At 73.6% G+C, this 24,465-nt stretch carries 22 protein-coding genes and 1 pseudogene; 9 read left to right on the forward strand and 14 right to left on the reverse strand.

Features of this window, described 5'->3' with window-relative positions; genetic code table 11:
• Nucleotides 1–54: 54 nt before the first annotated feature.
• From ACZ6W9_RS08320 to ACZ6W9_RS08330, 3 genes are all read right to left on the reverse strand, one after another.
• On the reverse strand, nt 55–1,263 hold the full coding sequence (locus tag ACZ6W9_RS08320; protein ID WP_470116972.1) for a vWA domain-containing protein: 1,209 nt from the start codon (nt 1,261–1,263) through the stop codon (nt 55–57).
• Nucleotides 1,263–2,471 carry an AAA family ATPase gene (locus ACZ6W9_RS08325; protein WP_389961087.1) on the reverse strand — a complete coding sequence of 403 codons (1,209 nt, stop codon included), beginning with the start codon at nt 2,469–2,471 and terminating at the stop codon, nt 1,263–1,265. The genes ACZ6W9_RS08320 and ACZ6W9_RS08325 overlap by 1 nt, the downstream gene beginning before the upstream one ends.
• A 153-nt stretch (nt 2,472–2,624) precedes the next feature.
• Nucleotides 2,625–3,911 (reverse strand): hypothetical protein, encoded by a 1,287-nt coding sequence (locus ACZ6W9_RS08330; RefSeq protein WP_470116973.1) that lies wholly within the window; start codon nt 3,909–3,911, stop codon nt 2,625–2,627.
• 159 nt (nt 3,912–4,070) lie between these two features.
• Here ACZ6W9_RS08330 and cutA point away from each other — a divergent pair, with 159 nt between their 5' ends.
• Nucleotides 4,071–4,397, forward strand: a complete 327-nt coding sequence (gene cutA, locus ACZ6W9_RS08335) for a divalent-cation tolerance protein CutA (RefSeq protein WP_470116974.1) — start codon at nt 4,071–4,073, stop codon at nt 4,395–4,397.
• 81 nt (nt 4,398–4,478) lie between these two features.
• Here the strand turns inward: cutA and ACZ6W9_RS08340 are convergent, their stop codons facing one another.
• Nucleotides 4,479–4,628: a hypothetical protein gene (locus ACZ6W9_RS08340; protein ID WP_470116975.1), complete on the reverse strand. Its 150-nt coding sequence runs from the start codon at nt 4,626–4,628 to the stop codon at nt 4,479–4,481.
• Nucleotides 4,629–4,661: 33 nt separating this feature from the next.
• The gene (locus tag ACZ6W9_RS08345; RefSeq protein ID WP_389961093.1) at nt 4,662–5,669 is read right to left on the reverse strand and encodes an NAD(P)/FAD-dependent oxidoreductase; all 1,008 of its coding nucleotides are present in this window, start codon (nt 5,667–5,669) and stop codon (nt 4,662–4,664) included.
• 103 nt (nt 5,670–5,772) lie between these two features.
• Between ACZ6W9_RS08345 and ACZ6W9_RS08350 the strand changes: the two genes are divergently transcribed.
• Complete coding sequence (locus ACZ6W9_RS08350) at nt 5,773–6,363, forward strand: helix-turn-helix domain-containing protein (protein WP_389961095.1); 591 nt, start codon at nt 5,773–5,775, stop codon at nt 6,361–6,363.
• Between the two features lie 128 nt (nt 6,364–6,491).
• Nucleotides 6,492–7,358, forward strand: a complete 867-nt coding sequence (locus ACZ6W9_RS08355) for a class I SAM-dependent methyltransferase (protein ID WP_470116976.1) — start codon at nt 6,492–6,494, stop codon at nt 7,356–7,358.
• Between the two features lie 63 nt (nt 7,359–7,421).
• Here ACZ6W9_RS08355 and helR read toward each other — a convergent pair whose 3' ends face one another.
• Nucleotides 7,422–9,569 carry an RNA polymerase recycling motor ATPase HelR gene (helR, locus tag ACZ6W9_RS08360; RefSeq protein ID WP_470116977.1) on the reverse strand — a complete coding sequence of 716 codons (2,148 nt, stop codon included), beginning with the start codon at nt 9,567–9,569 and terminating at the stop codon, nt 7,422–7,424.
• Between the two features lie 441 nt (nt 9,570–10,010).
• Between helR and macS the strand changes: the two genes are divergently transcribed.
• Nucleotides 10,011–11,132 carry a MacS family sensor histidine kinase gene (gene macS / locus ACZ6W9_RS08365; protein ID WP_470116979.1) on the forward strand — a complete coding sequence of 374 codons (1,122 nt, stop codon included), beginning with the start codon at nt 10,011–10,013 and terminating at the stop codon, nt 11,130–11,132.
• A 102-nt stretch (nt 11,133–11,234) separates the two neighbouring features.
• Nucleotides 11,235–11,885: a response regulator gene (locus tag ACZ6W9_RS08370; RefSeq protein ID WP_389961103.1), complete on the forward strand. Its 651-nt coding sequence runs from the start codon at nt 11,235–11,237 to the stop codon at nt 11,883–11,885.
• Nucleotides 11,886–11,987: 102 nt separating this feature from the next.
• Here ACZ6W9_RS08370 and ACZ6W9_RS08375 read toward each other — a convergent pair whose 3' ends face one another.
• The 3 genes from ACZ6W9_RS08375 to ACZ6W9_RS08385 all read right to left on the reverse strand — a co-directional run bounded on the left by ACZ6W9_RS08375 (nt 11,988) and on the right by ACZ6W9_RS08385 (nt 14,064).
• The gene (locus ACZ6W9_RS08375) at nt 11,988–12,278 is read right to left on the reverse strand and encodes a YiaA/YiaB family inner membrane protein (RefSeq protein ID WP_362936232.1); all 291 of its coding nucleotides are present in this window, start codon (nt 12,276–12,278) and stop codon (nt 11,988–11,990) included.
• 92 nt (nt 12,279–12,370) lie between these two features.
• Nucleotides 12,371–13,129, reverse strand: a complete 759-nt coding sequence (locus ACZ6W9_RS08380) for a MerR family transcriptional regulator (RefSeq protein WP_389961105.1) — start codon at nt 13,127–13,129, stop codon at nt 12,371–12,373.
• Between the two features lie 50 nt (nt 13,130–13,179).
• Nucleotides 13,180–14,064 (reverse strand): DUF2268 domain-containing putative Zn-dependent protease, encoded by an 885-nt coding sequence (locus ACZ6W9_RS08385; protein ID WP_470116981.1) that lies wholly within the window; start codon nt 14,062–14,064, stop codon nt 13,180–13,182.
• A gap of 257 nt (nt 14,065–14,321) precedes the next feature.
• On the opposite strand from ACZ6W9_RS08385, the gene ACZ6W9_RS08390 reads away from it, so the two are divergent.
• Entirely contained in the window at nt 14,322–15,581 is a 1,260-nt protein-coding gene (locus tag ACZ6W9_RS08390) for an MFS transporter (RefSeq protein ID WP_389961109.1), read from the forward strand.
• Here ACZ6W9_RS08390 and ACZ6W9_RS08395 read toward each other — a convergent pair.
• Together ACZ6W9_RS08395 and ACZ6W9_RS08400 are read right to left on the reverse strand one after the other, a co-directional pair.
• Nucleotides 15,550–16,140, reverse strand: coding sequence for a dihydrofolate reductase family protein (locus ACZ6W9_RS08395; RefSeq protein WP_389961111.1), 591 nt, complete (start codon nt 16,138–16,140; stop codon nt 15,550–15,552). The two genes, ACZ6W9_RS08390 and ACZ6W9_RS08395, sit on opposite strands and share 32 nt — an antisense overlap.
• Before the next feature lie 177 nt (nt 16,141–16,317).
• Nucleotides 16,318–16,866, reverse strand: a complete 549-nt coding sequence (locus tag ACZ6W9_RS08400) for a GNAT family N-acetyltransferase (RefSeq protein ID WP_389961113.1) — start codon at nt 16,864–16,866, stop codon at nt 16,318–16,320.
• Nucleotides 16,867–17,040: 174 nt separating this feature from the next.
• Here ACZ6W9_RS08400 and ACZ6W9_RS08405 point away from each other — a divergent pair, with 174 nt between their 5' ends.
• Nucleotides 17,041–17,481 carry a hypothetical protein gene (locus ACZ6W9_RS08405; RefSeq protein WP_389961115.1) on the forward strand — a complete coding sequence of 147 codons (441 nt, stop codon included), beginning with the start codon at nt 17,041–17,043 and terminating at the stop codon, nt 17,479–17,481.
• Nucleotides 17,471–17,695, forward strand: a pseudogene (locus ACZ6W9_RS08410) (DUF6247 family protein); the annotation flags it as partial. The gene ACZ6W9_RS08405 and the pseudogene ACZ6W9_RS08410, both read left to right, overlap by 11 nt.
• Before the next feature lie 38 nt (nt 17,696–17,733).
• On the opposite strand, the gene ACZ6W9_RS08415 reads toward ACZ6W9_RS08410, so the two are convergent.
• Genes ACZ6W9_RS08415 through ACZ6W9_RS08425 form a run of 3 tightly spaced genes read right to left on the reverse strand, consistent with a single transcriptional unit; the run spans nt 17,734 to nt 20,925 of the window.
• Complete coding sequence (locus tag ACZ6W9_RS08415) at nt 17,734–18,621, reverse strand: sugar phosphate isomerase/epimerase family protein (protein WP_470116985.1); 888 nt, start codon at nt 18,619–18,621, stop codon at nt 17,734–17,736.
• Nucleotides 18,618–19,838, reverse strand: a complete 1,221-nt coding sequence (locus ACZ6W9_RS08420) for a Gfo/Idh/MocA family protein (RefSeq protein WP_470116987.1) — start codon at nt 19,836–19,838, stop codon at nt 18,618–18,620. Before ACZ6W9_RS08420 ends, ACZ6W9_RS08415 begins: the two co-directional genes overlap by 4 nt.
• The gene (locus ACZ6W9_RS08425; protein WP_470116989.1) at nt 19,831–20,925 is read right to left on the reverse strand and encodes a GntR family transcriptional regulator; all 1,095 of its coding nucleotides are present in this window, start codon (nt 20,923–20,925) and stop codon (nt 19,831–19,833) included. The genes ACZ6W9_RS08420 and ACZ6W9_RS08425 overlap by 8 nt, the downstream gene beginning before the upstream one ends.
• 353 nt (nt 20,926–21,278) lie before the next feature.
• Here ACZ6W9_RS08425 and ACZ6W9_RS08430 point away from each other — a divergent pair, with 353 nt between their 5' ends.
• Nucleotides 21,279–24,449: a chondroitinase family polysaccharide lyase gene (locus ACZ6W9_RS08430; protein WP_470116991.1), complete on the forward strand. Its 3,171-nt coding sequence runs from the start codon at nt 21,279–21,281 to the stop codon at nt 24,447–24,449.
• Nucleotides 24,450–24,465: the final 16 nt, after the last annotated feature.

A 24,465-nucleotide genomic window follows, 5' to 3' on the forward strand; every position in this document is an offset into this window, starting at 1 on the left:
TCCGGCCGCCGACGCCGCGGCGGATGAGGAGGGATGAGGAGGAAGGCCCTCCGCCTAGCCGATGTCGACCACCCGCGCCCACGAGGGCGGCCTGTCCGGCACGTGGACGGGATCGCTCTCGTCCGGCGGCCCGACCCGGGAGAACAGCCCCACCACCATGCGGCACGCGGGCCGTTCCCGCGGCCACGGGGTCTGTCCGTCGGTCAGGACCACGACGACGTCCGGCCGCGGGCTCGTCCGCAGCGCCCTGGCGATGCCCGCACGCAGGTCCGTGCCGCCGCCGCCCACCAGCGTCATCCCCTCGGCCCGGCACAGCGGCCGCACGACCCGGGCCGCCGCGTCGCAGGACAGCACGCCGACCAGGTCGCGCCGGCCGCCCACGGCGCGGACGATCGCGGAGACCTCCAGCAACGCGCTCCCCAGTTCGGCGTCGCTGACCGACCCGGAGGTGTCGATGACCACACTGACCCGCAGCGGCCTGCGCCGCAGGCTCGGCAGGACGACGCCGGGCAGGCCGGCCGAGCGCCGCGACGGCCTGCCGTAGGTGTGGTCCTCACCCACGCCGGGTCCCGACACCGCCGAGCGGATGGCCGTGCCGAGCAGTTCCCGCCATGGCTGCGGCGGGTGGAACGCCTCCTCCGCCCACCGCCGCCACCCCTTCGGCGCGTTCCCCGGACGGGCGTTGATGCCCTGCGCCACCCGGAACCGGACCGCCTCCCGCTCGTGGTCGCCGAGCCCGTCCGCGCCCTCCGGCCCGAGATCCCACTCCCGGTCGAGCCCGTCGGCGCCGCTGCCGCAGTCCAGCCAGACCAGACCCTGCGTGTACGGCCCGAGCCGGAACATGCGCAGGTAGTCCTCCATGAGCTCGCCTTCGGGCAGCCCCAGCGTCTCCGGCCGGACGGCGTCCTCGGGCCAGGCCAGGCCGTCGCCGTACACGTCGTCGTTGATCTCCATGTCGGCGGCGATGTTCATCCGCAGCCGCTCTCCCCGCCCCGTCAGCTCCCGTTGCCGGGCGACCCGGTCGCTGCGGCCGTGGTGGTCGCGCAGCAGGTGGGAGACCTCGTGCACCCACACGCCCGCGAGCTCCTCGACGGGGGTCCGCGCGACGAACGCCGGGGAGACGTAACACCGCCAGTGCCGGTCCACGGCCATCGTGGGCACCGACCGCGACTCCACCGGGTGCAGCGCGAACAGCGCCGTCGCCAGATAGGGCCGGGCCCTCGCGGCGTACAACCGGGCGGTGAAGAGCTTCTCGAGGTCCATCAGCCCGCCACCCGCGCCGCGACCTCGTCCGCCTTCCTGCCCAGGGAGACCACCCCGGCGAGCCTCTCGATCGCGGCCGGGACCTCCCAGTCCGCGCGGCGCAGCGCGGCGAGCGTGGAGGCGGGCACGACCACCAGGTCCGGGGCGCCGGTCTCCACCGCCCGCACCAGCAGCGCCCACGCGGCGTCCCACCGCTCCTTGTCCGGCCGCTTCCGCACGGCCGCGACCACTCCGTCGAGTACGGCCTGGCGCAGGTCGCCCCGCCGGGGCAGCTCGGCCGCCGCCGGGTCGGCCAGCAGCGTCTCGGGGTCGGGAAGGTCCATCCGATCCATGGCGGCGAGCAGTTCCAGTCCGGGCCCGTCTCCCACCGTGCCCCTGACCAGCATGGACAGCACGTCCTTGGACGCGTCGGCCGCGGTGGCGAAGGCGGTCAGGAACAACGCCATCTCCCAGCTGCGAGGCGAGGGCCACGGGCCGCCCCGGTGCGCCTCGTTGCCCGGCAGCCGGTGCACGAGGTCGGGACGCGCGGTGAGGAGCCCGCACACCGCGCGCCGGGCGAACGCCACCGCCCCGGGCAGCCGCTCCGGGTCGAGCCACGGCAGGCTCGCGCGCGGCCAGGTCCCGCCGAGGCCGCGTACGACGACATCGTGGTCGTGACGCCACTGCAGGTGGACGAACCGGTTGGCGAGCGGCGGGCTCAGCTCCCAGCCGTCGGCGGCGGAGGAACGCGGGTTGGCGGCCGCCACGATCCGGACACCCGCCGGGAGCCGCAGAGCCCCGACCTGCCGTTCCAGAACCAGGCGGAGCAGGGCGGCCTGTACGGCGGGCGGCGCCGTGGACAGCTCGTCCAGGAAGAGCAGACCCCGGCCGGCGTGAGCCAGGCGCACGGCCCAGTCCGGCGGCGCCATCGGGACGCCCTGCACGGCGGGGTCGTCACCGACCACCGGCAGGCCGGAGAAGTCGGACGGCTCGTGCACGCTGGCGATCACCGTGGTGAGCGGCAGGCCGAGCGTCTCGGCGAGTTGCTGCAGCGCCGCGGTCTTGCCGATCCCCGGCTCCCCCCACAGCAGGACGGGCAGGTCGGCCGCCACCGCCAGGGTCAGGGCGTCCAGCTGCGTGTCGGCACGCGGCTCCGTGGTGGTGTCGCGGAGCAGGGACAGCAGGTCGCCGGCGACGTCGAGGCGCGAGGCGTGAACAGAAGAAAGCATGATGAATCACCTTTGAGGTCTGAGAAACGAGATCTGGAAACGGGGTCTGGAAACGAGATCTGGAAACGGGGTCTGAGAAACGGAGGCTGAGAAACGAGGTCCCGGAAACGAGGTCCCGGAAAGGAGGTCCCGGAAAAGAGGTCCGGGAAGGTGTCAGCGGAACGTGGCGTGGCGCGGGCGCGCACGGCCCTCGGGGGAGCGGCGGTCCGGTCGCCCGGCCGGTCCCGGCCCCGGTTCGAGCCCGGCGCGGAACAGCCCGTGGTCGATCCGCCGCCGCGCCGCCTCCTCCAGTACGTCGCGCAGCGCGCCCTCGGGCAGCCGCGCACCGGGTCCGAGGAGACCGTCGACGGTGGCCTGGGCTCCGGCGGCGTCGCCGTGCTCCAGCCGCGCGCGGACGTCGAGGAGGCACTCCGGGGAGCGGTGCGCCTCCTCGATCAGCCGCAGACAGGGCAGCGGGGTGCCGGTCAGCTCGGCCAGCAGCCTCTCGCGCCGGATCTCGGCCGCGTCGTGGTCCAGGGCGACCAGGACGCCGTCCACGAGTGCGATCCGGTGCCGGGCGCCACGGCACTCGACCGTCCGCGGCCCGTTCCGGTCGCGGTGACCGGGCAGCGCGGCGTCCGGTGAACGGCCGGGTACGAGAGCCGCCGCGACGAGCGGGTGCAGCCCGCCGGCCCCGATCAGCCCGGCACGCAGCAACGCCAGGTCGGGCAGCACCCAGGTCGCCGCGTCGGGCAGGATCGGCGGCGCCGGTCCTTCGCCGCCGTCCCCGGACGCGTCCACGTCGAGGAGCACCTGACGCCGCCCGCCGACCCGGACGGCGACCGTACCCCCGTCCCGTCCCTCGGCGCGGAGCAGCAGCCGGGCCTCGTCCGGCCACCGGTCGACGGCCCAGCCCCGTGCGTGCGGTGCCGTCTCGGAACGGATGCGCAGCTCACCGGTCCGGCGCGCGTCCCACAGGTGGCGGTGCAGGTCGAGACGGAAGCGTCGATTCGGATGGGGGTGGGGATGTGGATGAGGTCCGGGCCGGGAACCGTCCCAGAGTGCCAGGCTGATCCGCTGTCCGGCGTCCGCCCAGGCCGGCGGGGTCCTGGCCACGAGGTGAAGCGTGCCGTCCCCGTTGTGGTACCGGGCCAGCGAGACGGTCAGGCCCGGACGCAACAGGCCGTCGGGGGCGATCCTCGGCATGTGCCAGCGCAGCAGGTCGGGTGCCAGGTGGCGGAGGTCGGTCCGGAGACGGGCGGCCGGTTCCCGGCCGTGGAGGCGCGCCGTACGGCGCAGGTCGAGATCGACGTCCACGTGCGCCGCGGCGCACGCAGCCGCCCAGTCGCCGACGCTGCGGCGGGCGGTCGCCGACTCGATCATGGGGGGCGGCACGGCGAACCCGCGCACGCGCAGCCAGAGGGAAAGGCGGGGATCCTCGTTCGAGGTCGAGTGCGGCATCAGCACTCACCTTGCGCGAACGGGGCCCCCAATCTGATGCAGGAGGTGGTCATCGTGATCAGCGTAGCGTCTTCCGGCCCGCGCGAGAAGAGCGCCCGCGGGGCGCGCGGACGCCCTGTGCCCGCCTTCCGGGGAGGACGTCGCGCGTAGGCTGGCCGTATGACGTCTGCCTTCGAGGTGCATGTGACGGCCGGCACGCGCGAGGAGGCGGAGAGGATCTGCGCCGCCGCGGTGAACGACCGCGTCGCGGCGTGCGCGCAGATCATCGGGCCGATCACCTCCCTCTACCGGTGGGAGGGGAGAGTGGAGCGGAGCGAGGAGTTCCTGATCCTTCTGAAGACCGGCGGGGACCGTCTGGATGAGCTCGTCTCCCTCGTCAAGGGCGCGCACTCCTACGAGACACCGGAGATCGTCGCCGTCCCCATCGAAGGCGGGCTGCCGGACTACCTGAACTGGATCGCGAGAGAGACGGCGGATCGACCCTAGGTGTATCGACCACGGGCGTTGGCGACGGTGGCCGGGGTGGTTCTGTCCTTTGCTTCCGGCTGTGGCCCGGCCTTCGTGCGGTCAGTCGGCGGAGACGGCCTCAGCGGGGTCTGTCTCGTCCGCGACCGCTGAGGGGGTGTCCTCGGGGCCGCGGAAGGCGATGAGGCCGACGGTCAGGCCGATCAGTGTCGTGGGCGAGGAGGGTGGGCGGGGCCGGGTCGTCGCACGCATCGGGGCGTACGGGGCCCGGCGTCGCGCCGTGTGTCAGAGGGCGGGAGTTTCGCCCTGGGCCGCGGCGAGGGCCGCGTCGGTGTCCGTCGTGGCCAGCAGGCGGTTGATGTGGGCGCCGGCCAGGGCACCGGCCGCTGCGGAAGCGCCGACCTGGGCGGCGAGGTCGGTGGCGTTGCCGGCCACCCACACGCCCGGCACCTCGGTGGTGCCGGCCGTACCGGAGACGAAGCGGCGGCCCATGTTGTCGGGCAGGTCCTCTACCGGCAGCTTCAGACCGTCCAGTCCCTCGACGCGGGCTTCCATCCGGGTGGCGACCGCGAGGACGCGGCGGGCCACGACCTGGCCGTCGGTCAGGCGCACGCCGGCGAGGGTGCCGTCCTCGTCGTCGACGACCTCCTGGACCGGGGTGTCGACGATGCGGATGTCGCGGGCGGCGAAGCGGGCGCGGGTGGCCTCATCCAGGTCACCGCCCTGGGTGAAATAGGTCAGGTCCTCGGTCAGCTGCCGGAACAGGAGTGCGTGGCCGATGGAGGCCGGGCCGGTCGCCAGGATGCCGATGGGCTCGTCGCGGACCTCCCAGCCGTGGCAGTACGGGCAGTGCACCACACCGTGGCCCCAGTGCTCGGCGAGGCCGGGGATCTCGGGCAGTACGTCCTTGAGGCCGGTGGCCACCAGGACCCGGCGCGCGGCCACGATGTGACCGTCGGCCAGGGTGACGGTGAACCGCAGGTCTCCGTCCGTCGACGGGGCGGCGGGCTCGGCCGAGGCCACCTCACCGAGGACGACGCGCCCTCCGTACCGGCGCACCTGCTCCCGGCCCCGTCGAAGGATCTCGGGGGGCGGGGTGCCGTCCAGAACGATGAAGCCGTGCATGGCCTTGGCCGGCGCGTTGCGCGGGGAACCGCTGTCGATCACGACGACCGAGCGGCGGGAGCGGGCGAGCATCAGCGCACCGTTCAGCCCCGCGGCACCTCCGCCGATCACCACCACGTCGACGGTCCCATCGGGGAGTGCGTCACCCGCGTACGGAGAAGTCGTCACAGCCATGGCATCCTGCCTTTCCTCGTGCACCGGTCCCAGACGGTGCGGACCATCTACACGCGACGCTAAACCCGGCATGCTGCCAAGGCATACAATGTTGCCTATGACGCAAGAAGATGGGGATCTGGACGGCCTCGTACGCAAACGCATCCGCGCCCTGCGGGTGGCGCAGGGCTGGTCTCTGGAGGAGTTGGCCTCCCGCTCCCACCTCAGCCAGTCCTCACTGAGCCGCATCGAGAACGGCCAGCGCCGCCTCGCACTGGATCAGCTGGTCACCCTCGCCCGCGCCCTGGACACCACGCTGGATCAGCTCGTGGAGACCGCCGCCGACGACGTCATCACCAGCCCGACGATCGACAGCGCGCACGGCCGGATGCACTGGGCCGTCAAGGCCGACCCCGGGGTGAGCGTGGTGCGCCAGCGCATGACCGAACCGCCCCCCGAGAACCAGGCGCGCATGCGTGCGCACCCGGGGCGCGAATGGCTCGTCGTGCTGTCCGGCACCGCGATCCTCATGCTCGGCCACCGCCGCTTCCGCCTCGAGACCAACCAGGCCGCCGAATTCCCCACGATGATGCCGCACGCGATCGGCGCCGAGGGCGGGCCCTGCGAGATCCTGGGCATCTTCGACCGCGACGCCCGCCGCGGCCACCAGAGCGACGGCGGCGACGATGTCCAGGGCGCTCCCGAATGATCGCGCGGGCCGCGCGACGGCCCCCACGGCGGTGACCTCTTGCGCGTCGGGCAGCACCCCCGACCACTATCTTGCGTAAATGGGGACGCTTCGTGCCACAGGCGCATATCCGTCTTAGTGTGAAGAACATGAACCACGCACACACGCCCACCCCCCACCACGGCGCGTCCCACGGCCACCACGAGCAGACGGAGGGCCAGGCGGAGATCCTCGACCTGGACGCCGAAGTACTCGCCGAGCACACCGCCTCCATCACCGCATGGCTGCCGCTGCAGAGCGACCCACACCACATCGTGGACCTGGGCTGCGGCACGGGCGCGGGCACCTTCGCCCTCCTCGACCGCTTCCCCGACGCGCACGTCACCGCCGTCGACACCTCCGCCGAACACCTTCAGCGCCTGCGCACCAAGGCGTGCGCCCTCGGCGTCCAGGAGCGTGTACGCACCGTGCAAGCCGACCTCGACGAAGCCGCCTGGCCCGACCTCGGCTCACCGGACCTGGTCTGGGCATCGGCCTCGATGCACCACATGGCCCACCCTGACCGCGCACTGCGCGCCGTCCACGACACGCTCGCGCCCGGCGGCCTGTTCGCCGTCGTCGAACTGGCCGGCCACCCCCGCTTCCTGCCCGCGGACGCCCCCGCGGAACGGCCCGGCCTGGAAGAGCGCGTCCACGCCGCAGCCGACCGCTTCCAAGCCGAACACATGCCCCACCGCGGTGCCGACTGGGGTCCGATGCTGACCGCCGCCGGATTCACCATCGAGAGCGAACGCACCATCGTCGTGAACCTCGACGGCACCCGCAGCGAAGCGATCGGTCGCTACGCCACCGGTGTCCTGCAGCGCATCCGCAGCGTCATCGCGGACAGACTCTCCTCCGAGGACCTCACCGCGCTCGACCGACTCCTCGACACCGGCAGCCCGCACAGCATCCTGCGCCGCGACGACCTGACGGTACGCACCGAGCGCACCGTCTGGGCCGTCCGCCGTAATTGACCACGGATGGTTCCTCCGGCCATCGTCCCTCCGACGGCGCGACGACGACCGGCCGGGCCGAGGTCAAGGGCCGGTGAGGATGACGAGGCGCTGGGTCGCGCGGGTCATCGCGACGTAGCGGTCGACCGCCCCCTCGACGCCCTCGCCGAACCTCTCCGGGTCGACGAGGACGACCAGGTCGAACTCCAGGCCCTTCGCCAGCTCCGGGGTCAGCGACCGCACGCGGGACGTCGCCCGGAACGCCGGGTCGCCGATGACGCAGGCGATGCCGTCGGCGTGCTCGGCGAGCCAGGCGTCGAGGACCGCGTCCAACTCCGAGGCGGGTCCGTGGACGACGGGGACGCCGCCGCTGCGGATGGAGGTCGGCACGTTGGCGTCCGGGAGCGCGGCCCGGATGACCGGCTCGGCCTCCGCCATGATCTCCTCCGGCGTCCGGTAGTTGACGGTCAGGGAGGCCAGGCTGATCCGGTCGAGCCCGACCCTCTCCAGGCGTTCCCGCCACGACTCGGTGAACCCGTGCCTGGCCTGGGCGCGGTCGCCGACGATGGTGAAGCTCCGTGACGGGCAGCGCAGCAGCAGCATCTGCCACTCGGCGTCGGTGAGCTCCTGGGCCTCGTCCACGACGACGTGCGCGAACGGGCCGGCGAGCAGGTCCGGATCGGCTCCGGGCAGCGCGGCCTCGTCGACCAGGGCGTTCTGCAGGTCCTGCCCGCGCAGCATCGACATCGTGAGCATCTCGGAGTCGTCGGACTCGATCAGATCGTCGACGACCCGGTCCATGCGCTCGCGCTGGGCGGCGACGGCGGCGTCGCGCCGGCGCCTGCGCAGCGACGTCTCCGGGTCGCCGAGCCGCTGCCGTGCCGCGTCCAGGAGCGGCAGGTCGGACACCGTCCACGCCTGGGCGTCCTCACGCTGGAGCCTGCGGATGTCCTCGGGGCCGAGCCAGGGCGCGCACAGCCGCAGGTAGGCGGGCACCGTCCACAGGTCTCCGACGAGGTCGGCCGCGTCGATCAGCGGCCACGCGCGGTTGAAGACGGTGAGCAGCTCCCTGTCCTGGTTCAGGGCCCGGCGGACGAGGTCGGCCGAGACGTCGTCGTCGTGCCTGTCCACCAGGATCGTGAGCAGCTCCTCCCAGATCACGTCGCGTGCCTCGTTGTGCGGGGTGCCGGGATCCGGCGCGCCGAACGCCTCGGCCCAGTCCTCGGCCCTGAGCCGGATGTCGGCCCAGGGGGTCGTGACCGTCATCCCCTTGGCGGGCGGGTTCTCGTAGAACCGTACGGCCGGCTCGATCGCCCTCACCAGGTCCGCGGACGACTTCAGGCGGGCCGCCTCCGGGTCGGCCTCGGCCACCGCCGTGGCCCCCTCGGCGACGAGGTCCCGCAGCGTGCACGTCTGCACGCCCTCCTCCCCGAGGCTGGGCAGCACATCGGCGACGTAGGCCAGGTACGGCTGGTGCGGGCCGACGAACAGCACGCCGCCCCGGTCGTGACCGAGACGGGGATCGGAGTAGAGGAGGTAGGCGGAGCGGTGCAGCGCGACGACGGTCTTGCCCGTGCCCGGACCGCCGTCGACGACGAGGGCGCCGCGCGATCCCGCGCGGATGATGGCGTCCTGGTCGGCCTGGATGGTGCCGAGCACGTCCCGCATCCGCGCCGACCGGTCGGTGCCCAGGCTGGCGATGAAGGCGGACTGGTCGTCGAGCGCGGCGTGCCCTTCGAGCCCGTCCGGGGTGAACACCTCCTCCCAGTAGTCGCTGACCCGGCCGCGGGTCCAGCGGTACCTGCGGCGGCTCGCCAGGCCCATCGGGTTGGCGTGGGTGGCTCCGAAGAACGGCTCGGCGGCGGGGGAGCGCCAGTCGAGCAGCAGCCGGCGGCCCGCCCGGTCGGTGAGACCGAGCCGCCCGACGTACACGGGCTCGGCGTCGTCCGCGCCGACCATGCGCCCGAGGCACAGGTCCAGGCCGAAGCGGCGCAGCAGGCGCAGGCGGCCGGACAGGCGGTGGATCTCCAGGTCCCGTTCCAGCGCCTCCCTGCCCTCGCCGCCGGGCGCCCTGCGCGCGGCGTCGAGGCGGCCGGACAGGTCGGCGATCGTCTGCTCCAGGCTCTCGGCGATGGCCGCGAAGTGCTTCTCGTCGGCGCCGATCAGCTCCGGGCCGGCCTTGGGGGCGAGGTGGCCGGGAAGGTCGAACGCGCTGGTGGCCGGCGGTCTCATGCGTCTGCTCCGATCCGGTGGTCATCGTGCCGGGTTTCCCGCAACCGCGCCGCCAGTCCCACCAGTGGCTCGACGTCCCCGCGCGACCCGTACGCCGACGACAACACACGCATTCCGTGTCCCCCGTTTCCGCAGCTCCCGGCCCCCGGTCGGCGACCAGGGCCCGGCCTCGGCGGACGATTCTGCGGCATGACCGGGGTCTTGTGGCAAGCCCCCGGGTGCGCTATACGTTAGGAGTGGCGGGGAGCACGTGTTCCCCCTCCCTCTCGTCCCCTCGCCTCCGCGATGGGCGGACGACCTCCTCATGACCCGTGAACCGGCCGTGTACGGCGACGCCACCGGCCCGGACGGGCGATCCCGGCGGGCGACCCCCCATCCGCGGCGGTGGGACATCATGAGCGGACCACCGCGAACAACGCCGGCCACCTCTCATGGGGAGACATGGGGATCGAGGGATCGTTCTGGCGCGCCATCGCGGTCTACCGCGTCGCGTCCCTGGGCTACGCCGCGCTTCTGCTGGCGAGCGCCGGAGGCTACCGGCATCCCGTCGCGGCCTGGTCCGTCATCGGCCTGATGGCCGTCTGGACCGCCGTCACCACCGTCGCGTACTCGACCAGGAGGAGCCGCCCCCTGCTGGTGGCGGACGTCGTGGTCACCCTCGGCTGCATGCTGGCCTCGCCGTACGTGCAGGGGACCGGCGCCGGACCGGCGGGCGTGCTGCCGATCACGGCGACCTGGGTCGCCGGACCCGTACTCGCCTGGGCCGTGTACGGCGGGCGGCGGGCCGGCGCGCTCACCGCGGTCGTGCTGGCGCTGGGCGACCTGTGGCTGCGCGGCCTGGGCGCGGCCGACGTCTCCGTCCCCGTCAACGGAGCCGTGCTGCTGGTCCTCGCCGGGACCGTCCTCGGCCACGTGACCCGGCTCACCCGGCAGGCGGAGGAACGGCTGCAACGGGCCGCCGAGATGGAGGCCGCGGGCCGGGAACGCGAACGGCTCGCCCGCGGCATCCACGACTCCGTCCTCCAGGTGCTGGCGCTGGTGCAGCGCCGCGGGCTGGAGATCGGCGGGGAGGCGGCCGAGCTGGGACGGCTGGCGGGGGAGCAGGAGGCGGCGCTGCGCGAGATGGTCCGCGGCGGTCCGGGCCCGGCCGGGCGGGACGGCTCGGGCCTCGTGGACGTGGGGGCCGGTCTGCGCCGGTACACCACGAGGACGGTCACCGTGTCGGCGCCCGCGACCCCGCTGCTCCTCCCCGCCGGTCAGGCCCGCGAGGTCGTCGCGGCCGTGGGCGCGGCGCTCGACAACGTCCGCAGGCACTGCGGCGGCGACGCGCGGGCCTGGGTCCTCGCCGAGGACGACGGCGTCTCGGTGACCGTCACGGTGCGCGACGAGGGTCCCGGCATCCCCCCGGGCCGCCTCTCCGAGGCGGAGGCGGAAGGCCGGCTCGGCGTCGCGCAGTCCATCCGGGGCCGGATCACCGGCATCGGCGGCACCGTCGCCGTCACGTCGGCGCCCGGCCAGGGAACCGAGATCGAGATGGCCGTCCCCGCCTCCGCCCCCGGGTAGGCGCGCACATCCCGGGCGCCCGCGCACGCCGGGCCCCGCCGCGCGGCCTCGCACCACGGGCGACGCGCGCACCGGCGCCGCGGGCCGGTCTACAGTTGCGGCATGGCCGGCGCTCCGCGGGTAATGGTGGTAGATGATCATCCGATGTGGCGGGACGCGGTCGCCCGCGACCTGGAGGACGCCCGGTACGAGGTGGTGGCGACCACGGGGGAGGGCCGCCAGGCGCTCCGCGTGGCCGTCGCCGTACGGCCCGACGTGGTGGTCCTCGACCTGAGGCTTCCCGACCTGCCCGGGGTGGAGGTCGCCAGAGGATTGGCCGCGTCCGACCACCCGCCCCGCGTGCTGGTGCTGTCGGCGAGCGGCGAGCACGAGGACGTGCTGGAGGCGGTCAAGGCCGGAGCCTCCGGCTACCTGGTCAAGTCCGCGAGCCGCGAGGAGTTCCTCGACGCCGTCCGGCGCACGGCCGAGGGGGAACCGGTCTTCACCCCCGGCCTGGCCGGCCTGGTGCTCGGCGAGTACCGCCGCCTGGCGACGCGCGGACCCGCGGGCGACGAGCCGCGCCTCACCGACCGGGAGACCGAGGTGCTGCGCCTCGTCGCCAAGGGCCTGTCCTACCGGCAGATCGCCGAACGGCTGGTGATCAGCCACCGCACCGTGCAGAACCACGTGCAGAACACCCTCAACAAGCTCCAGCTCCACAACCGGGTCGATCTCGTCCGCTACGCGATCGAACGGGGACTCGACGAGGCGTAGGGCGGGCCCGGCGGGCCGGGCCGAGGCGAAACGGCGCGAGGCGCGGCGCGGCCGCCGGGACGGCTCAGGTCCGCCGGGGTGACCCGGAGCCGGCGGGGCGGCTCACAGGGCGTCGACCTTGTAGGGGTCGTGCTCGGAGAGCAGCTTGTCGAGGCGCGCCTGGTCGACGCGGCTCGACATGCTGTCGAACTCCTGCCGGTCGCGCACGCACTTGGCCAGGACGAAGGCCGACGTCACCGTGTACAGCACGGACACCGCGAGGAAGGCGCGGACCCACGAGCTGACCGGCAGGTAGAAGACGCCGAGCGTCGTGCTGCCGAGCGCCACACCGAAGGAGATGACGCACTGCGCGAAGTAGGCGGAGGTCATGACGGGCTGGATTGGCTTGGTCATGCCCCCAGGGTCCGGCACCGGCCGGGCGCGCGCCTGAGTACGCCTACCCATTTCCGCCTGAGCACGCGAACCCAGGCGATGCGCCGGACGGGTCACATCCGGGTCCGCGTGTGCGCGTGCAACGCGTCGCGGACGAACCTCGCCCCGGCGGCGTCGCCGTACATGCCTGCGAAGCGGGGGTCGTCGACGTACATGTCCCCCAGGCAGTTCACCATCTCGATCGAGCGCTCCCGGTCGCCCTCCGCCGTGGGGGTGCCCGGGATCCGGCTCAGCCACCGGACATGCCGGGCGGCCAGAGACTGAGCGTGTTCCGACGCCGGAGAGACCCCGGCCCTCACCGCGGCGACCCACGCGGCGACGAGGTCCTCGGCGGCCTGCTTCCAGGCCCGCTGCTGGTCGAGGGTCTTGCCATGCCACCAGTCGTTGCTCACCCGGAACACGCGCTCGCCCCAGCGCGAGACCACCTCGTCCTTGTGGCGGTCGTTGAACCCCGCCAACATGACGTCCATCTGCGGTTCCGCCCCCGCCCGCAAAGCTTCGAGGGTGTGACGCGCGGACCGGATCTGCCGTTCGATGCGGTCCCGCTCCTCCTCCAGCGCGGCGATGTGCGCGCGGATCCCGTCGCACGTGTCCACCTCGTCCGCCAGGACCTCGGCGATGGCCGGCAGGCCCATGCCGAGCCGGCGCATGAACAGGATCCGCTGCAGCCGGGCGACCGCGACCGGGTCGTAGTAGCGGTACCCGTTCGCGCCGATCCGGGACGGGGCCAGGAGACCGACGCGGTCGTAGTGGCGCAGGGTGCGGCTGGTGACGCCGGCCCTCGCTGCGAGTTCCTGGATCGTCCACTCCATCATCCCGGTGTCACCCGCCCTCTCCCGCTGTCACCGTCCGCCGCCCGCTGTCACCCGTGACGGAGCGTGGCGGCGATGATCTCCGAGCTGTCGGCGTGCAGGGCCTGCGCCGCCGTCTGCCCGGTCGCCGCCAGGTAGGTGTCGACCAGCCGGTTGCCCGCGGCGTATCCGGCGCCCATCGGCAGTCCCACCGGGGTGACACCGAGGTGCTCGGCGCCGGGGTCGCCGTGCACCCAGGCGGTGAAGTTGTGCATGCCCGTCACGTCGAGCCCGGTGAGGACCTTGGCGAAGACCTCGTCGTCGTGCAGGTGCGGCACGCCGATGCGGGTGGGGCCGAGCTCGTCCCCGTAGAGCTGGCGGGCGAAGGCGTCGGCCAGACCCTCGCCGACGATGTGCTCGCCGACCGTGACGGTCATCGGGTCCCACACCACCCCGCCCGGACTCCATCGCAGGTTGTGGTTGAGTTCGTGCACGACGGTGGCCTCCAGCCGCTCCATGTTCTCGGGGAAGGGCCAGAGCGTGATGGCGATGTTGCCCGAGATGCCGCCGAACCCGGTCAATCCCAGGCAGGGACCCATGAAGTGCTTGTCAGCCGGATCACCGAGGACGAACAGCACGGTGATGTCCGGGGCCTCCAGCCCCGGCGTCGCCTCCAGCAGTACGGCCAGAGCGTCGTCGAGCGCGCGTTGCATCCGCTCCCAGGCCCCGGCCGCCGCCAGGGTTTCGAGCGCGTCGAGGCAACGCTCCTCGTCGCGGTCGATGGGGAACCCGGACGATTGGAAGTGCGCCGCGGCCAGGTCGAGCTCGCCGGGGTGGTAGCGGTACATGCCCCTGTTGGCCTCCAGCATCGAACGCAGCAGGCCGGCGCGTTTCGCGATCGGGGCCAGGAGGATCCGCTTCATGGCGGAGTAGGTGTCAAGAACGGTGATCGACATGGCCGCGATGCTAGAAGTTGACGCAGCGTCAAGGTCAAACCGGCGGTTCCCCTCGCCGAGGCGCGACCGGCGAAGGCGTCGCGGGCGTCTTCCATCCGGATGGCCGCCCGGGGCGCCACCCTCTCCGCGGGTGGCGTACCGGCCGGTCCCGTCGCCGGGCGTCTCCACGGAGAAAACCGATTGCTCCGGCGTGACCGGCCACCTAGGATCCCGATCTTGATCTGTGAGAACCGGCCCCACGACGGAAGAGGTCGCCGATGCCGGAACGCCGAATCCCGGCGGCCCTCCTCGTGCTGCTCGGCGGCACCTTCGTCTCCACCCTCGGCGACGGGGTCGCGACGCTCTCCCTGGTGCTGGAGGCCGCCAGCACGGGGCCGTCCTGGTGGGTGACGGAGGTCTACTTCGCCGAACTCGTTCCCCCGCTGGTGCTCGCCCCGTTCCTCGGCGCCCTCGTCGACCGGGTGAACGCCAAACACGCCTGGCTGACGGCGGTGCTCGTCCAGGGAGTGTTCTTCGCCGCGGCGGCGCTTCTTCCCGTCTTCCACGCCCGGGTCATCCTGGTCGCGCTGGCCAACGTCTTCGCCGTGATCTCTTCGTCGGCGGGTTTCAAGCTTCTCCCCTCGATCGCCGGTACGGCGGGCGTCGGGAAGGCCAACAGCTGGCTCACCGCGGTGATGTCGCTCTCCTCCCTGGCCGGCCCCGGCCTCGGCGGCCTTCTCTTCACCGCCTTCGGCAACACCTGGCTCCTGGCGTTCAACGCGGTGAGCTTCGTGATCGTCTCCTTCGTCATCCAGGGCGTGGTCCCCGGCGGCCGGGACCAGCGCGTGTCGCTGAGCACCGGCCTGTTCGCGGGCGCGCTCGACGGGCTGAGGGCCATGTGGCGATCACCGGTGGTCCGGCCGCTCCTGCCGATCCTCGCCGCCGTCATCTTCGCCACGTCCATCGAGGGCGTCGCGGGCGTCTTCTACCTCCGCCAGGTCACCAGCAGCGACGTGCTCTACGGGTTCCTCCTGTCCGCCTGGTCCCTGGGCTCGCTGCCCGGGTCGCTGATCGGAGCCTGGCGGAGGGTCAGCTCATACCCCCTGACCATGGTCCTGGGCGGCGCGGCGCTGATGGGAGCCGCGCTGCTGGCGGAGGGGCTCGTCCCGGTGGCAGCGGTCATCGCCGTCGCCTTCGTCCTCGGCGGTTTCGGCAACGGCGCGCACAACGTGGGCGTCCGCAACGTCATCCACCATCACATCCCTCCGGACATGCACGGGCGGGCCTGGGCGTACTTCCGTGTGCTGGTCAACACCTGCGTCGCCCTCGGCTACCTGCTCGGCACCCCCGGAGTCGTCCTGGACGCCCGGTCCTCCATTCTCGCCTCGGGCTCACTGACGCTCCTCGCCACCGTCTACGCCGTCTGGCGTCTGGGGCGTACGGGGATCCTCCGGGGAGGCGGGGCGCCTGCCGCGGAACCGGGGAGTGCGGACCGCTTCCGTGCGGTCAGTCCCCGGCGGGCCGGTAGACGGCGATGATCACGCCGGTGCCGGTCGTCGCGGACTCGACCAGCCGGAACGCGGAGAGGTCCGGGCCCGAGCCGGGGAACAGCCGGCGGCCCGATCCCAGCGTCAGCGGGTGGATCAGCAGGACGAGCTCGTCGACGAGGCCGCGCGGCATCAGCGACCTGACCAGCGCCCCGCTGCCGAACACCACCAGGTTCTCCTCCGTCTCCTCCCGGAGGACGGCCACGGCGTCCGCGGCGTCCCCCTTGAGCAGGGTGGAGTTCCGCCAGGGCAGCGGCTCGGCCAGCGTGGTCGAGGCCACGTACTTCCGGACCCTGTCGAGGGCCTCGGTGAACGGGTTCGGTGCCTGCCGGGGCCAGTATTCCGCGAAGCGCTCGTACGTCGTCCGGCCGGCCAGCAGGGACCACGCGTCCGACATGCGCGCTCCCATCACCTCCTGCATGGCCGGGTCGTGGCGCGAAGCCGCCCAGCCGCCGTGCCGGAAACCGTCGCGGGGGTCCTCCTCGGGGTGTCCCGGCGCCTGCATCACACCGTCGAGCGTCAGATGCTCGATCACGATGACCTCGCCCATGTTCCGTGCCTTCCGTGGTCGTCCGCCGGGAGTGGTCCCGGCTCTCACCCACTACACGAACGGCGGGCCGCCGGATCGACGGCGCGGGGCTCCCCGGGAGGAATCCGTTCCGTCCCGGGGGATTCCGCCGGTGCCGTCACCGGCTGGGACATGTTCTCACCGGCGGCGCCGTGTGGCTCAGACCTCCGGGAGGGAGGAGTCCGGCGTCCAGGGGTCCGGTGCCGTGACGGACCAGCGTTCATGGTCGCGCCAGGCCCCGTCGATGTAGAGGTAGGCGGGAGACAGCCCTTCGTAGCGGAAGCCCAGGCGCCGCGCCAGGGCCAGGGACGCCTCGTTCGCCGGCTGGATGTTGGCCTCCAGCCGGTGGAGCCGCAGGTCGGTGAAGGCGTGCCGCAGGACGGCGGTGAGCCCCTCGGTCATGTATCCCCGACCGGCCGACGGGGCGAAGGCCGCGTAGCCGAGGGACGCGCCCTGGTAGCGGCCCCGGATGATCGAGTTGATGTTGACCATACCGGCGGCCGCGCCGCTCTCCCGGACCCGGATCAGGAAACCCAGGTTGACGCCGTCGTCGAAGCGGCGCATCCAGGTCCGGAACTCCTCCGCGGTCGCGGGCAGCCGCATCCACGGCCGGTGCAGCCCGGCGCTGGCCCGAACGAGCGAGCAGAACTCGTCCTGGTCGGAGAGGGTGAGCGGGCGCAGTTCGACCCGTGATGGCATTTCGGACATGGACCAACGCTAGGGCCTGCCGCGAGCGGCCGTACCGCCCGGATGATCCGTCCGAGGCGATCTGACCGCCGCGAGCGCGAGTACGCCTCAGAAGGCGCACAGCCAGCCGGTGGCCGCGCTCACCGTCACCGTGTACTCGCCCGCGTCCCCTTCCGGAGGGCGGGAGACGAAGAGTTGGTCGCGGAGGTGGTCGCCCTCCGGTACTACCGGGCGGTGCGCGACGGGAGCCGGGACCGGCTCGCCTCGGACGTGGCCGGGCGGATCCTGGCCGACGAGCTGCGCCACGTGCCGTTCCACCGCGATCGGCTGCGCGAGTCGTTCCGGCCCCTGCCGGGGGCGGTCCGGGTGGCCGCGCGCCTGACCTGGTGGACGCTGATGCTGGGCGCGTGCGCCGTCGTCGTCTGGGACCACGGGCCGGCCCTGCGCCGCCTCGGGGTGACGAGGACGGCCTTCGCCGCCGACGTCACCGGCCTGTTCGCCACTGTGGTCGGCCAGGTCTTCCACCTGAACGGGCTTGACGGTCACGTCGGGGCGGTGAGGACCGCGCCGAACCGGCACACCGATCCGGTGGCACACGGACGGCCGCCTGTCCAAATTCGGTGTCATGACCGCTGAGCCGCTTCCCGATTTCGGGTATGACCCGACGGAGATCCTGCGTGTTCCGCCGGAGAAGTGGCACGAACAGTTCCTCGACGAGTATCACAGGGCCTTGGACGCGGCCTATGAAGTGTGGCGTCTCAGTCAACTTCAAGAGCTTCTTCACGTCTGGCGGCTGCACGCGATCGCGGTCTCCAGCCCCGATTTCGATCGAGCCGAGCGGGCGGTTCGCGAAGGAAGGTGGGAGGGGCACGGCACGGCGTGGCGGGGTCAGTGGTCCGGGGGCGGGGAGAAGCGGCGGGTCCAGGACGCGGCTCCGGCGATCACGGTCTCCACGGGGGCGATGTGCGGGAACCACGTCCGTTCCCACTCCAGCGACACCCAGCCGTCGTATCCCCGCTCGCGCAGCAGCCTTCCCGCCTCCTCCAGCGGGACCGTCCCCTCGCCCAGCGGCATCGGCGTCAGGTCGGGGGCGGCGTCCTTGATCTGGACGTAGGCCAGATGATCACCGAGGGAGGCGAGGGTGGCCGCCGGGTCCTCGCCGTGCCGCCAGGGGTGGAGCAGGTCCCAGATCGCCCCGGTGGCCTCCGGCTCCCCGGCCGCCTCCAGCAGCCGCGCCACGGCCGCGCCGGTGGGCAGCGCGTCGTGCGTCTCCACCAGCACCCGCACGCCCAGCCGCCGCGCCTCGGGCGCGACAGCCCGGAGCCGCCGTGTCCCGGCCGCCGTGTCCTCCCCTTCGGGGAACACCCGTACGGCGGGGGCCCCGAGGTCGGCGGCGAGGAGCAGGTCGGCCGCCAGCGCCTCGACCACCGGCCCGTCGTCCCCGGGCGCGCATACGCCGGTGTACCCGGCCAGGGCGGAGATCTCCAGCCCGGCGGCGGCCAGCGCGGCCCGCACCCCGGGCCGGTCCGCGGGCCGGCCCCCGCGCCGATCCTCGGGCCGGTCCGCGCCCTGACCTCCGGGTCCGCCCTCCGGCCGGTCCCCGGGCCGGCCGGCGGGCGGACCGCTCCGCTCCGCCCTCCGGGGCAGGCCGGCGTGGACGCCGGTGTCGGGGTGGAGCCGCAGTTCCAGCCCGGCGCAGCCGTGCGCCGCCGCCGTCTCGATCGCCTCGGGCAGGCTCGCGCCGGGCATGCCCAGCGTGCTGACGGACAGCCTCACCGCGCGCCCTCCCGGAGGACCGCGTCGCCGGGTCCACCGGCCGTGCTCCCCGGGACCGGCACCGGTACCAGGACCGGGACCGGCGTACGGCGGGCCGCCGAGGCGTAGGCCGCCAGCACGACCGCGAGGACGTGCCGCCCGTGCGTCCCGGTGACCGCCGGCTCCCGGCCGGTCCGCACCGCCCCGGCGAAGTCGGCGAGCTGGGCGGCGAAGGCCGCGGGCACGTCGTCGGGGCCGGGCCGGTGCAGCCAGGTCGTCACGCCGTCGCGGTGCAAAGCCGTACCGGTGTGGGGGGAGATCGACAGCGTGCCGCGCTCGCCGACGACGACGACCTCGTCGTGCGGGGCGGGCGGGCCGGTGGAGGTCACCGTGATCTGTGCGGCCAGCCCGCCCGACAGCGCCAGCCTGACCAGCGCGTCGGTCTCCACGGGGGAGACGCCCGGTGGACACCCCGGCGCGCCGCCCGCGAGGCCGGCCGGCGGCCCGCCCGCCGTGCCCGTGCCGTCCGCCGTGCCTGTGCCCGTGCCGTCCGCCGCGCCCATGCCGCGCGCCGTACCGGCGCCGTTCGCGGAGCCGGTGGCGGCCGGGCGGACGGTGGGCAGGGAGCTGCTCAGCGAGGCCTCCACCCGTTCGACCCGCCGGCCGGACAGCCACACCAGCCGGTCCACGCTGTGCGCGCCGATGTTGATGAGCACCCCTCCGCCGGACAGCTCCGGGTCGAGGAACCAGCCGGGCCGCGAACCGGGCCGGTAGTCGGAGCCGCGCCGGTCGGACACCATCAGCGGCTCGCCGATCTCCCCGGCCCCCAGGGCCGCCATCGCCGCGGCCTTGTCGGGCAGGAAGCGCTGGACGTGCCCGACGGCCAGCCGTACCCCGGCGGCGGCGCAGGCGGCGATCATCAGGTCGCAGTCGGCGAGCGAGGTGGCCATCGGCTTCTCCACCAGGACGTGCAACCCGGCGGCGGCCGCGTCGCACACGATCTCGGTGTGCAGCGCGTGCGGGGTGGCGACGACCACCGCGTCCACCTCGCCCGAGGAGATCAGCTCGCGGTGGCCGGCGTACACCGGCGCGCCGTGGGGCGCGGCGACGCGGCGCGCGGCCTCCGGGTCCACGTCGCACACCGCGCCCACCCGCACGCCGGGCACCCGCGGCGCCGCCTCGGCGTGCAGCACACCGACGGCGCCCGCGCCGACCAGTCCCAGCCGGAGGTCAGTCATCGGTGGTCTCCCTCGGGTAGGCGCCGCACGACCGGCGCACGACGACGCCGGGGCGCAACCGTATCTGGTGGCGGGGCAGGTCGGGCTCGCCCAGGCGGCGGAGCAGGAGCTCGGCCGCCTGGCGGCCGAGATGCCGCTTGGGCGGGGAGACGGCGGTGAGCGGCACCTCCGCCAGTTCGGCGATCTCGTCGTCGTAGGAGACGACGGCCAGGTCGCCCGGTACGGCCAGGCCCGCCCGCCGGGCGGCGGACACCACCATGATGGCCTCGCGGTCGCCGAAGCAGACGACGGCCGTGGCGCCCTCGGCCACGACCCGGCGCACCTGCGCGTCGGCGACGCCGGGGTTCCACTCGTCGTACGGGACGGAGAACGGCTCGGCGGCCCGCAGGCGGAGGTCCGCCACGGCGGCGGCGAAGCCCCGGCGGACCGGGGCGCTGGTGGGGTTCCCCGAGCGTGACAGCAGGACGAGGCGGGTGTGGCCGAGCGAGGCCAGGTGGCGCACGGCCGCGAACGCCCCGGCCACGTGGTCGGTGCGGACGTGCTCGCTGGGGTCGTCGCCGTCGTCCAGGCCGCGCTCGATCAGCACGGTGGGCACCGGCAGGGCGGCGAGGCGGCGGACGAGCGCGGCGGGGTCGGCGCTGCCCAGCAGGGTGGGGACGACGAGGAGGCCGTCCACCCCGGAGTCGAGCATGCGCCGCAGCGCGGCGGCCTCCTCCTCGGGCCGGTAGCGGGAGCAGGTCAGCAGCAGCCGCGCCCCGGCGGCGGTCAGCACCTCCTCGACGCCCTCCAGCACCTTGGGGTAGTACAGGGCGGTGTCCGGCACGACCACGCCGATCATCGCGGCCCCGCCGTGGACGGTCATGGTCCGGGGGACCGCGAAGGTTCCCGCGCCCTGCCGCCGGATCACCAGCCCCTCGGCGACGAGTTCGTCCACCGCGCGGCGGACGGTGGTGAGGCTGACCCGGTGCGCCCTGGCGAGCTCCTGTTCGGTGGGCAGTTTCGCGCCGCCCGCCCAGACGCCCGAGCGGATCGCGGTGCGCAGGTCGGTGGCGAGTTTGCGGAACTTCAGCTCCCGTGAGTCGGGCACGGCGTCACCCGCCGCCCGGTGCGGTGCCGGGACCGGACGGTCTTCGGAACGGGGGGCCGCCGGGCGTCCGGCGGTGGGGGAGAGGGTGCTCCAACGGGTACTCCTGCGGGATCCGGCCCCCTTCCGCGGAGGAGAGGGGGAGGACATGGGCCCTCTCGGAGGGGGAGAGGGGATGACGGCATCTTGATCATGGAGTCATGTCGCAGTCAACGGATGATTCAAAGAGGAATCCGGTAAATCCCGGGTGACCGGGCTGCGGTCCACGCCAAATCCGGAAAAGTCGGCGATTAGTTCTTTATTCATCTGTTTTTCCTCCCATTGGATACGGCCAGTCCGATCCCAGGGAGGAACCCGTGGTGGAGATCACTCGCAGGACCGCGCTCCAGGCCGGCGCGGCGGGCGTGGCCGGAACCGTGCTCCCGCTCGCCGGCGCGACGCCCGGCCGGGCGGCCGCCCGCGACGCCGCACCCGGGGTCTCCGGAGACCCCGGGGACCTGGAACGGCGCGCCCTGGCCATGGACCCGCCGGTCTTCCTGCTGGAGACCGCCGTCCCGCCGCAGTTCACGGCCGGGCCGGGCTCGGCCCTCACGATCAGCGACCGGGCCTCGATCTGCGGGGACCACTCGCTCCGCTGGGAGCACGGCGGCCGCTCCACGATCACCGTCCGGGCGCCCCTGCGTTTCGCCCCCGACCCCTACCGGCCGCTGGACGACCAGGCGTGGCAGGGCACCGTGGACGCCTTCTCCGTCTGGATCTTCAACGAGACGCCGGTGGACGACGTGGTCCGCTTCGAGTTCGGCCGCGGCGACCGCACCGACGCCTGGTTCGAGTTCCGGCTCGGCTTCACCGGCTGGCGGACGGCCTGGGTGCGCTATGACTACGACATGCGCGGCCGGCCGCGCCCCGGCATGGACACCCTGCGGATCATCGCGCCCCGCCGCGCCGGGGTCCTCCACCTCGACCTGCTCATCCCGAACGCGCCGCTGCGGCCCGACGCCCCCTGCCGCGACGCCCAGGTGCCGGACATCGCCGCCGAGGGCGACGACTACGACGCCCAGCACTGGCAGGCGCTGTACCTGTTCGACCGGTTGCTGGCCCGCGCCCCGATGGACGCCTCCCCGCCCTCGGAGCGGGAGACCGCCTCCCTGCGCGCCCTCACCGCCCGCTACCGGGACGAGTACCTCCTGACGCCGGTGAAGGTGGACGACGCCTCGGTCGCCGCGCTCACCGCCCAGGTCACCGCGTACGGCGTGCCCGAGGCGACCGCGACCGGGAAGGGCCGCCCGGTCTTCTCCTACCAGACGCAGATCCACCCCGCCGGGATCGCCGCCGAGCTGAAGGCGTTCATCGACCCGGTCGCGCTGGGCTCCTACACCGACCTCATGCGGAACCTGGCGCTGGCCCACGCCTCGGCCGGACCGGCGCACCGTACGGCGCTCGCGGCCCTCTACGTCCGCATGATCGCCCACCTGAGGGACCAGGGCTGGACGCGGGGGAGCTGCCAGGGCACCGTCCACCACCTCGGCTACAACGTCCGGGGCTACTACGACTCCGTGTACCTGATGGGGGACGTCCTGCGGGAGGCCGGGCTGTTCGAGGGGGTCCGCGCGGACCTGACGTGGCTGTGCGGGTTCGGCCGGGTCTTCCGCGACCGGAGGCACCGCCAGGCCCACTGCAGCGTCATGGACATCCTCAACACCACCCTGCGCGGCATGCTCGCCGCCGCGCTGCTGCGCGACACCGAGGCCGAGCGGATCGCCTGGCTGCGGGCGCTGCTCGACTGGCTGGACTGGGCGCTGCTCCCCACCGCGGGCATCCAGGACGGCCTCAAGGTGGACGGGGCCGTCTTCCACCACGTCGGCTTCTTCCCCGATTACGTCCGCGACGGCTTCACCGGGCTGGCCCCGCTGGTCTACGTGCTCAGCGGCGGATCCTTCCGCCTCGCCGACGAGCCGCACGCCTGGCTGAAACGGGCGCTGCTGGCCATGCGCGTCTACGCCAACAGGAACCACTGGCCCATCTCCATCAGCGGGCGCAACCCCAGCGGGCTGACCGCCCTGTCGCCGACGCCGTACCAGTGGATGGCGATCTCCGGCACCCCCGGCGGGACCGGCGACGTGGACCCCGAACTCGGCGCCGCCTTCCTGCGACTGCTGCCCGCCGCGCCGACCGCGGCGCAGCGGAGGGTCGCCGAACGGCTCGCCGCCCGCGGCGTCACCGCCGAGGCCGCCCCCACCGGCAACTGGGCGATCAACTACGCGGCCCTGGCCGTCCACCGGCGCGACGAGTGGCAGGTCACGGTGCGCGGGCACAACCGGTACCTGTGGAGCACCGAGATCTACGAGGGCGCCAACTGGTACGGCCGCTACAACACGTACGGGCAGATCCAGGTGCTGCACCGGGGCGACCCCGTCGGCAACGCCGCCAGCGGCTACGTCCAGCAGGGCTGGGACTGGAACCGCCGTCCCGGCGCCACGACCGTGCACCTGCCGCTGGACGAGCTGAAGGGCGACCTCACCGGGGCCATCGAGGAGATGCTGCTCACCGACTCGCGGTTCGGCGGGGCGCACACCATCGACGGCCGCGACGGCATGTTCGCCATGGAACTGCGCGAGCACCCCAAGTACGAGGGCTCGCACCGCGCGCTGAAGTCGGTCTTCCTGTTCGACGACCGGATCGTGGCCGTCGGCACCGGCATCGGCAACGACTCCCGGCACGAGACCGAGACCACGCTCTTCCAGACCCACCTGGCCGCCCGCACGGACCCCACCCACGTCGGCGCCGCCGAACCCGTCACGGCCTTCCCCCACACGGCGGCCCCGGACGCCGCGCCGCGCTGGCTGCTGGACGACAAGGGCATCGGCTACTACCTGGCCCCCGGGCAGCGGATCGGCCTGACCCGCTCGGCCCAGACCTCCCGCGACAACGCGACCGAGGCCCCGACCACCGGCGACTTCGCCACCGCCTGGATCAGGCACGGCGTCTCACCCCGCGACGCGAGGTACGAGTACGCGATGGTCGTCGGCGCCACCCCCGAGCGGATGGCCGCCTTCGCCGCCGCGATGGACGACCCGGAGGCAGCGCCGTACACCGTGCTGCGCGCCGACACGACCGCGCACGTGGTGCGCGACCGGGCCACCGGGATCACCGGCTACGCGGTCTTCAGACCGCTGGGGGACGGCGAGGGGCCCGTGCGCGAGGTGGACACGCCCTCCATGGTGCTCGTCAGGGCCGACGGGGACGACGGGCTGGCACTGGCGGTGTGCGACCCCGACCTGCGGCTCTACGGCGGGATCGACCCCGGCCAGTACGAGCGCGGCCGGTACGTCGGCCACTACAGCCCCTGGTCGCGGCCCTGGCTGACCAGCCCGAGCCACCCGCACCTGATGCGGGTGACGCTGCGGGGACGCTGGCGCGCCGACGGCGACCAGCCGTGCGAGGCGCGGGTGCGGGGCGAGGCGACCGCCGTGCGGTTCGAGACCGTCGACGGCCGGCCGGTGCAGGTGCGTCTGCGCCGGGCCTGACCGGGGCCGGGCAGGG

The organism is Streptosporangium sp. NPDC053982 (assembly GCF_055585205.1).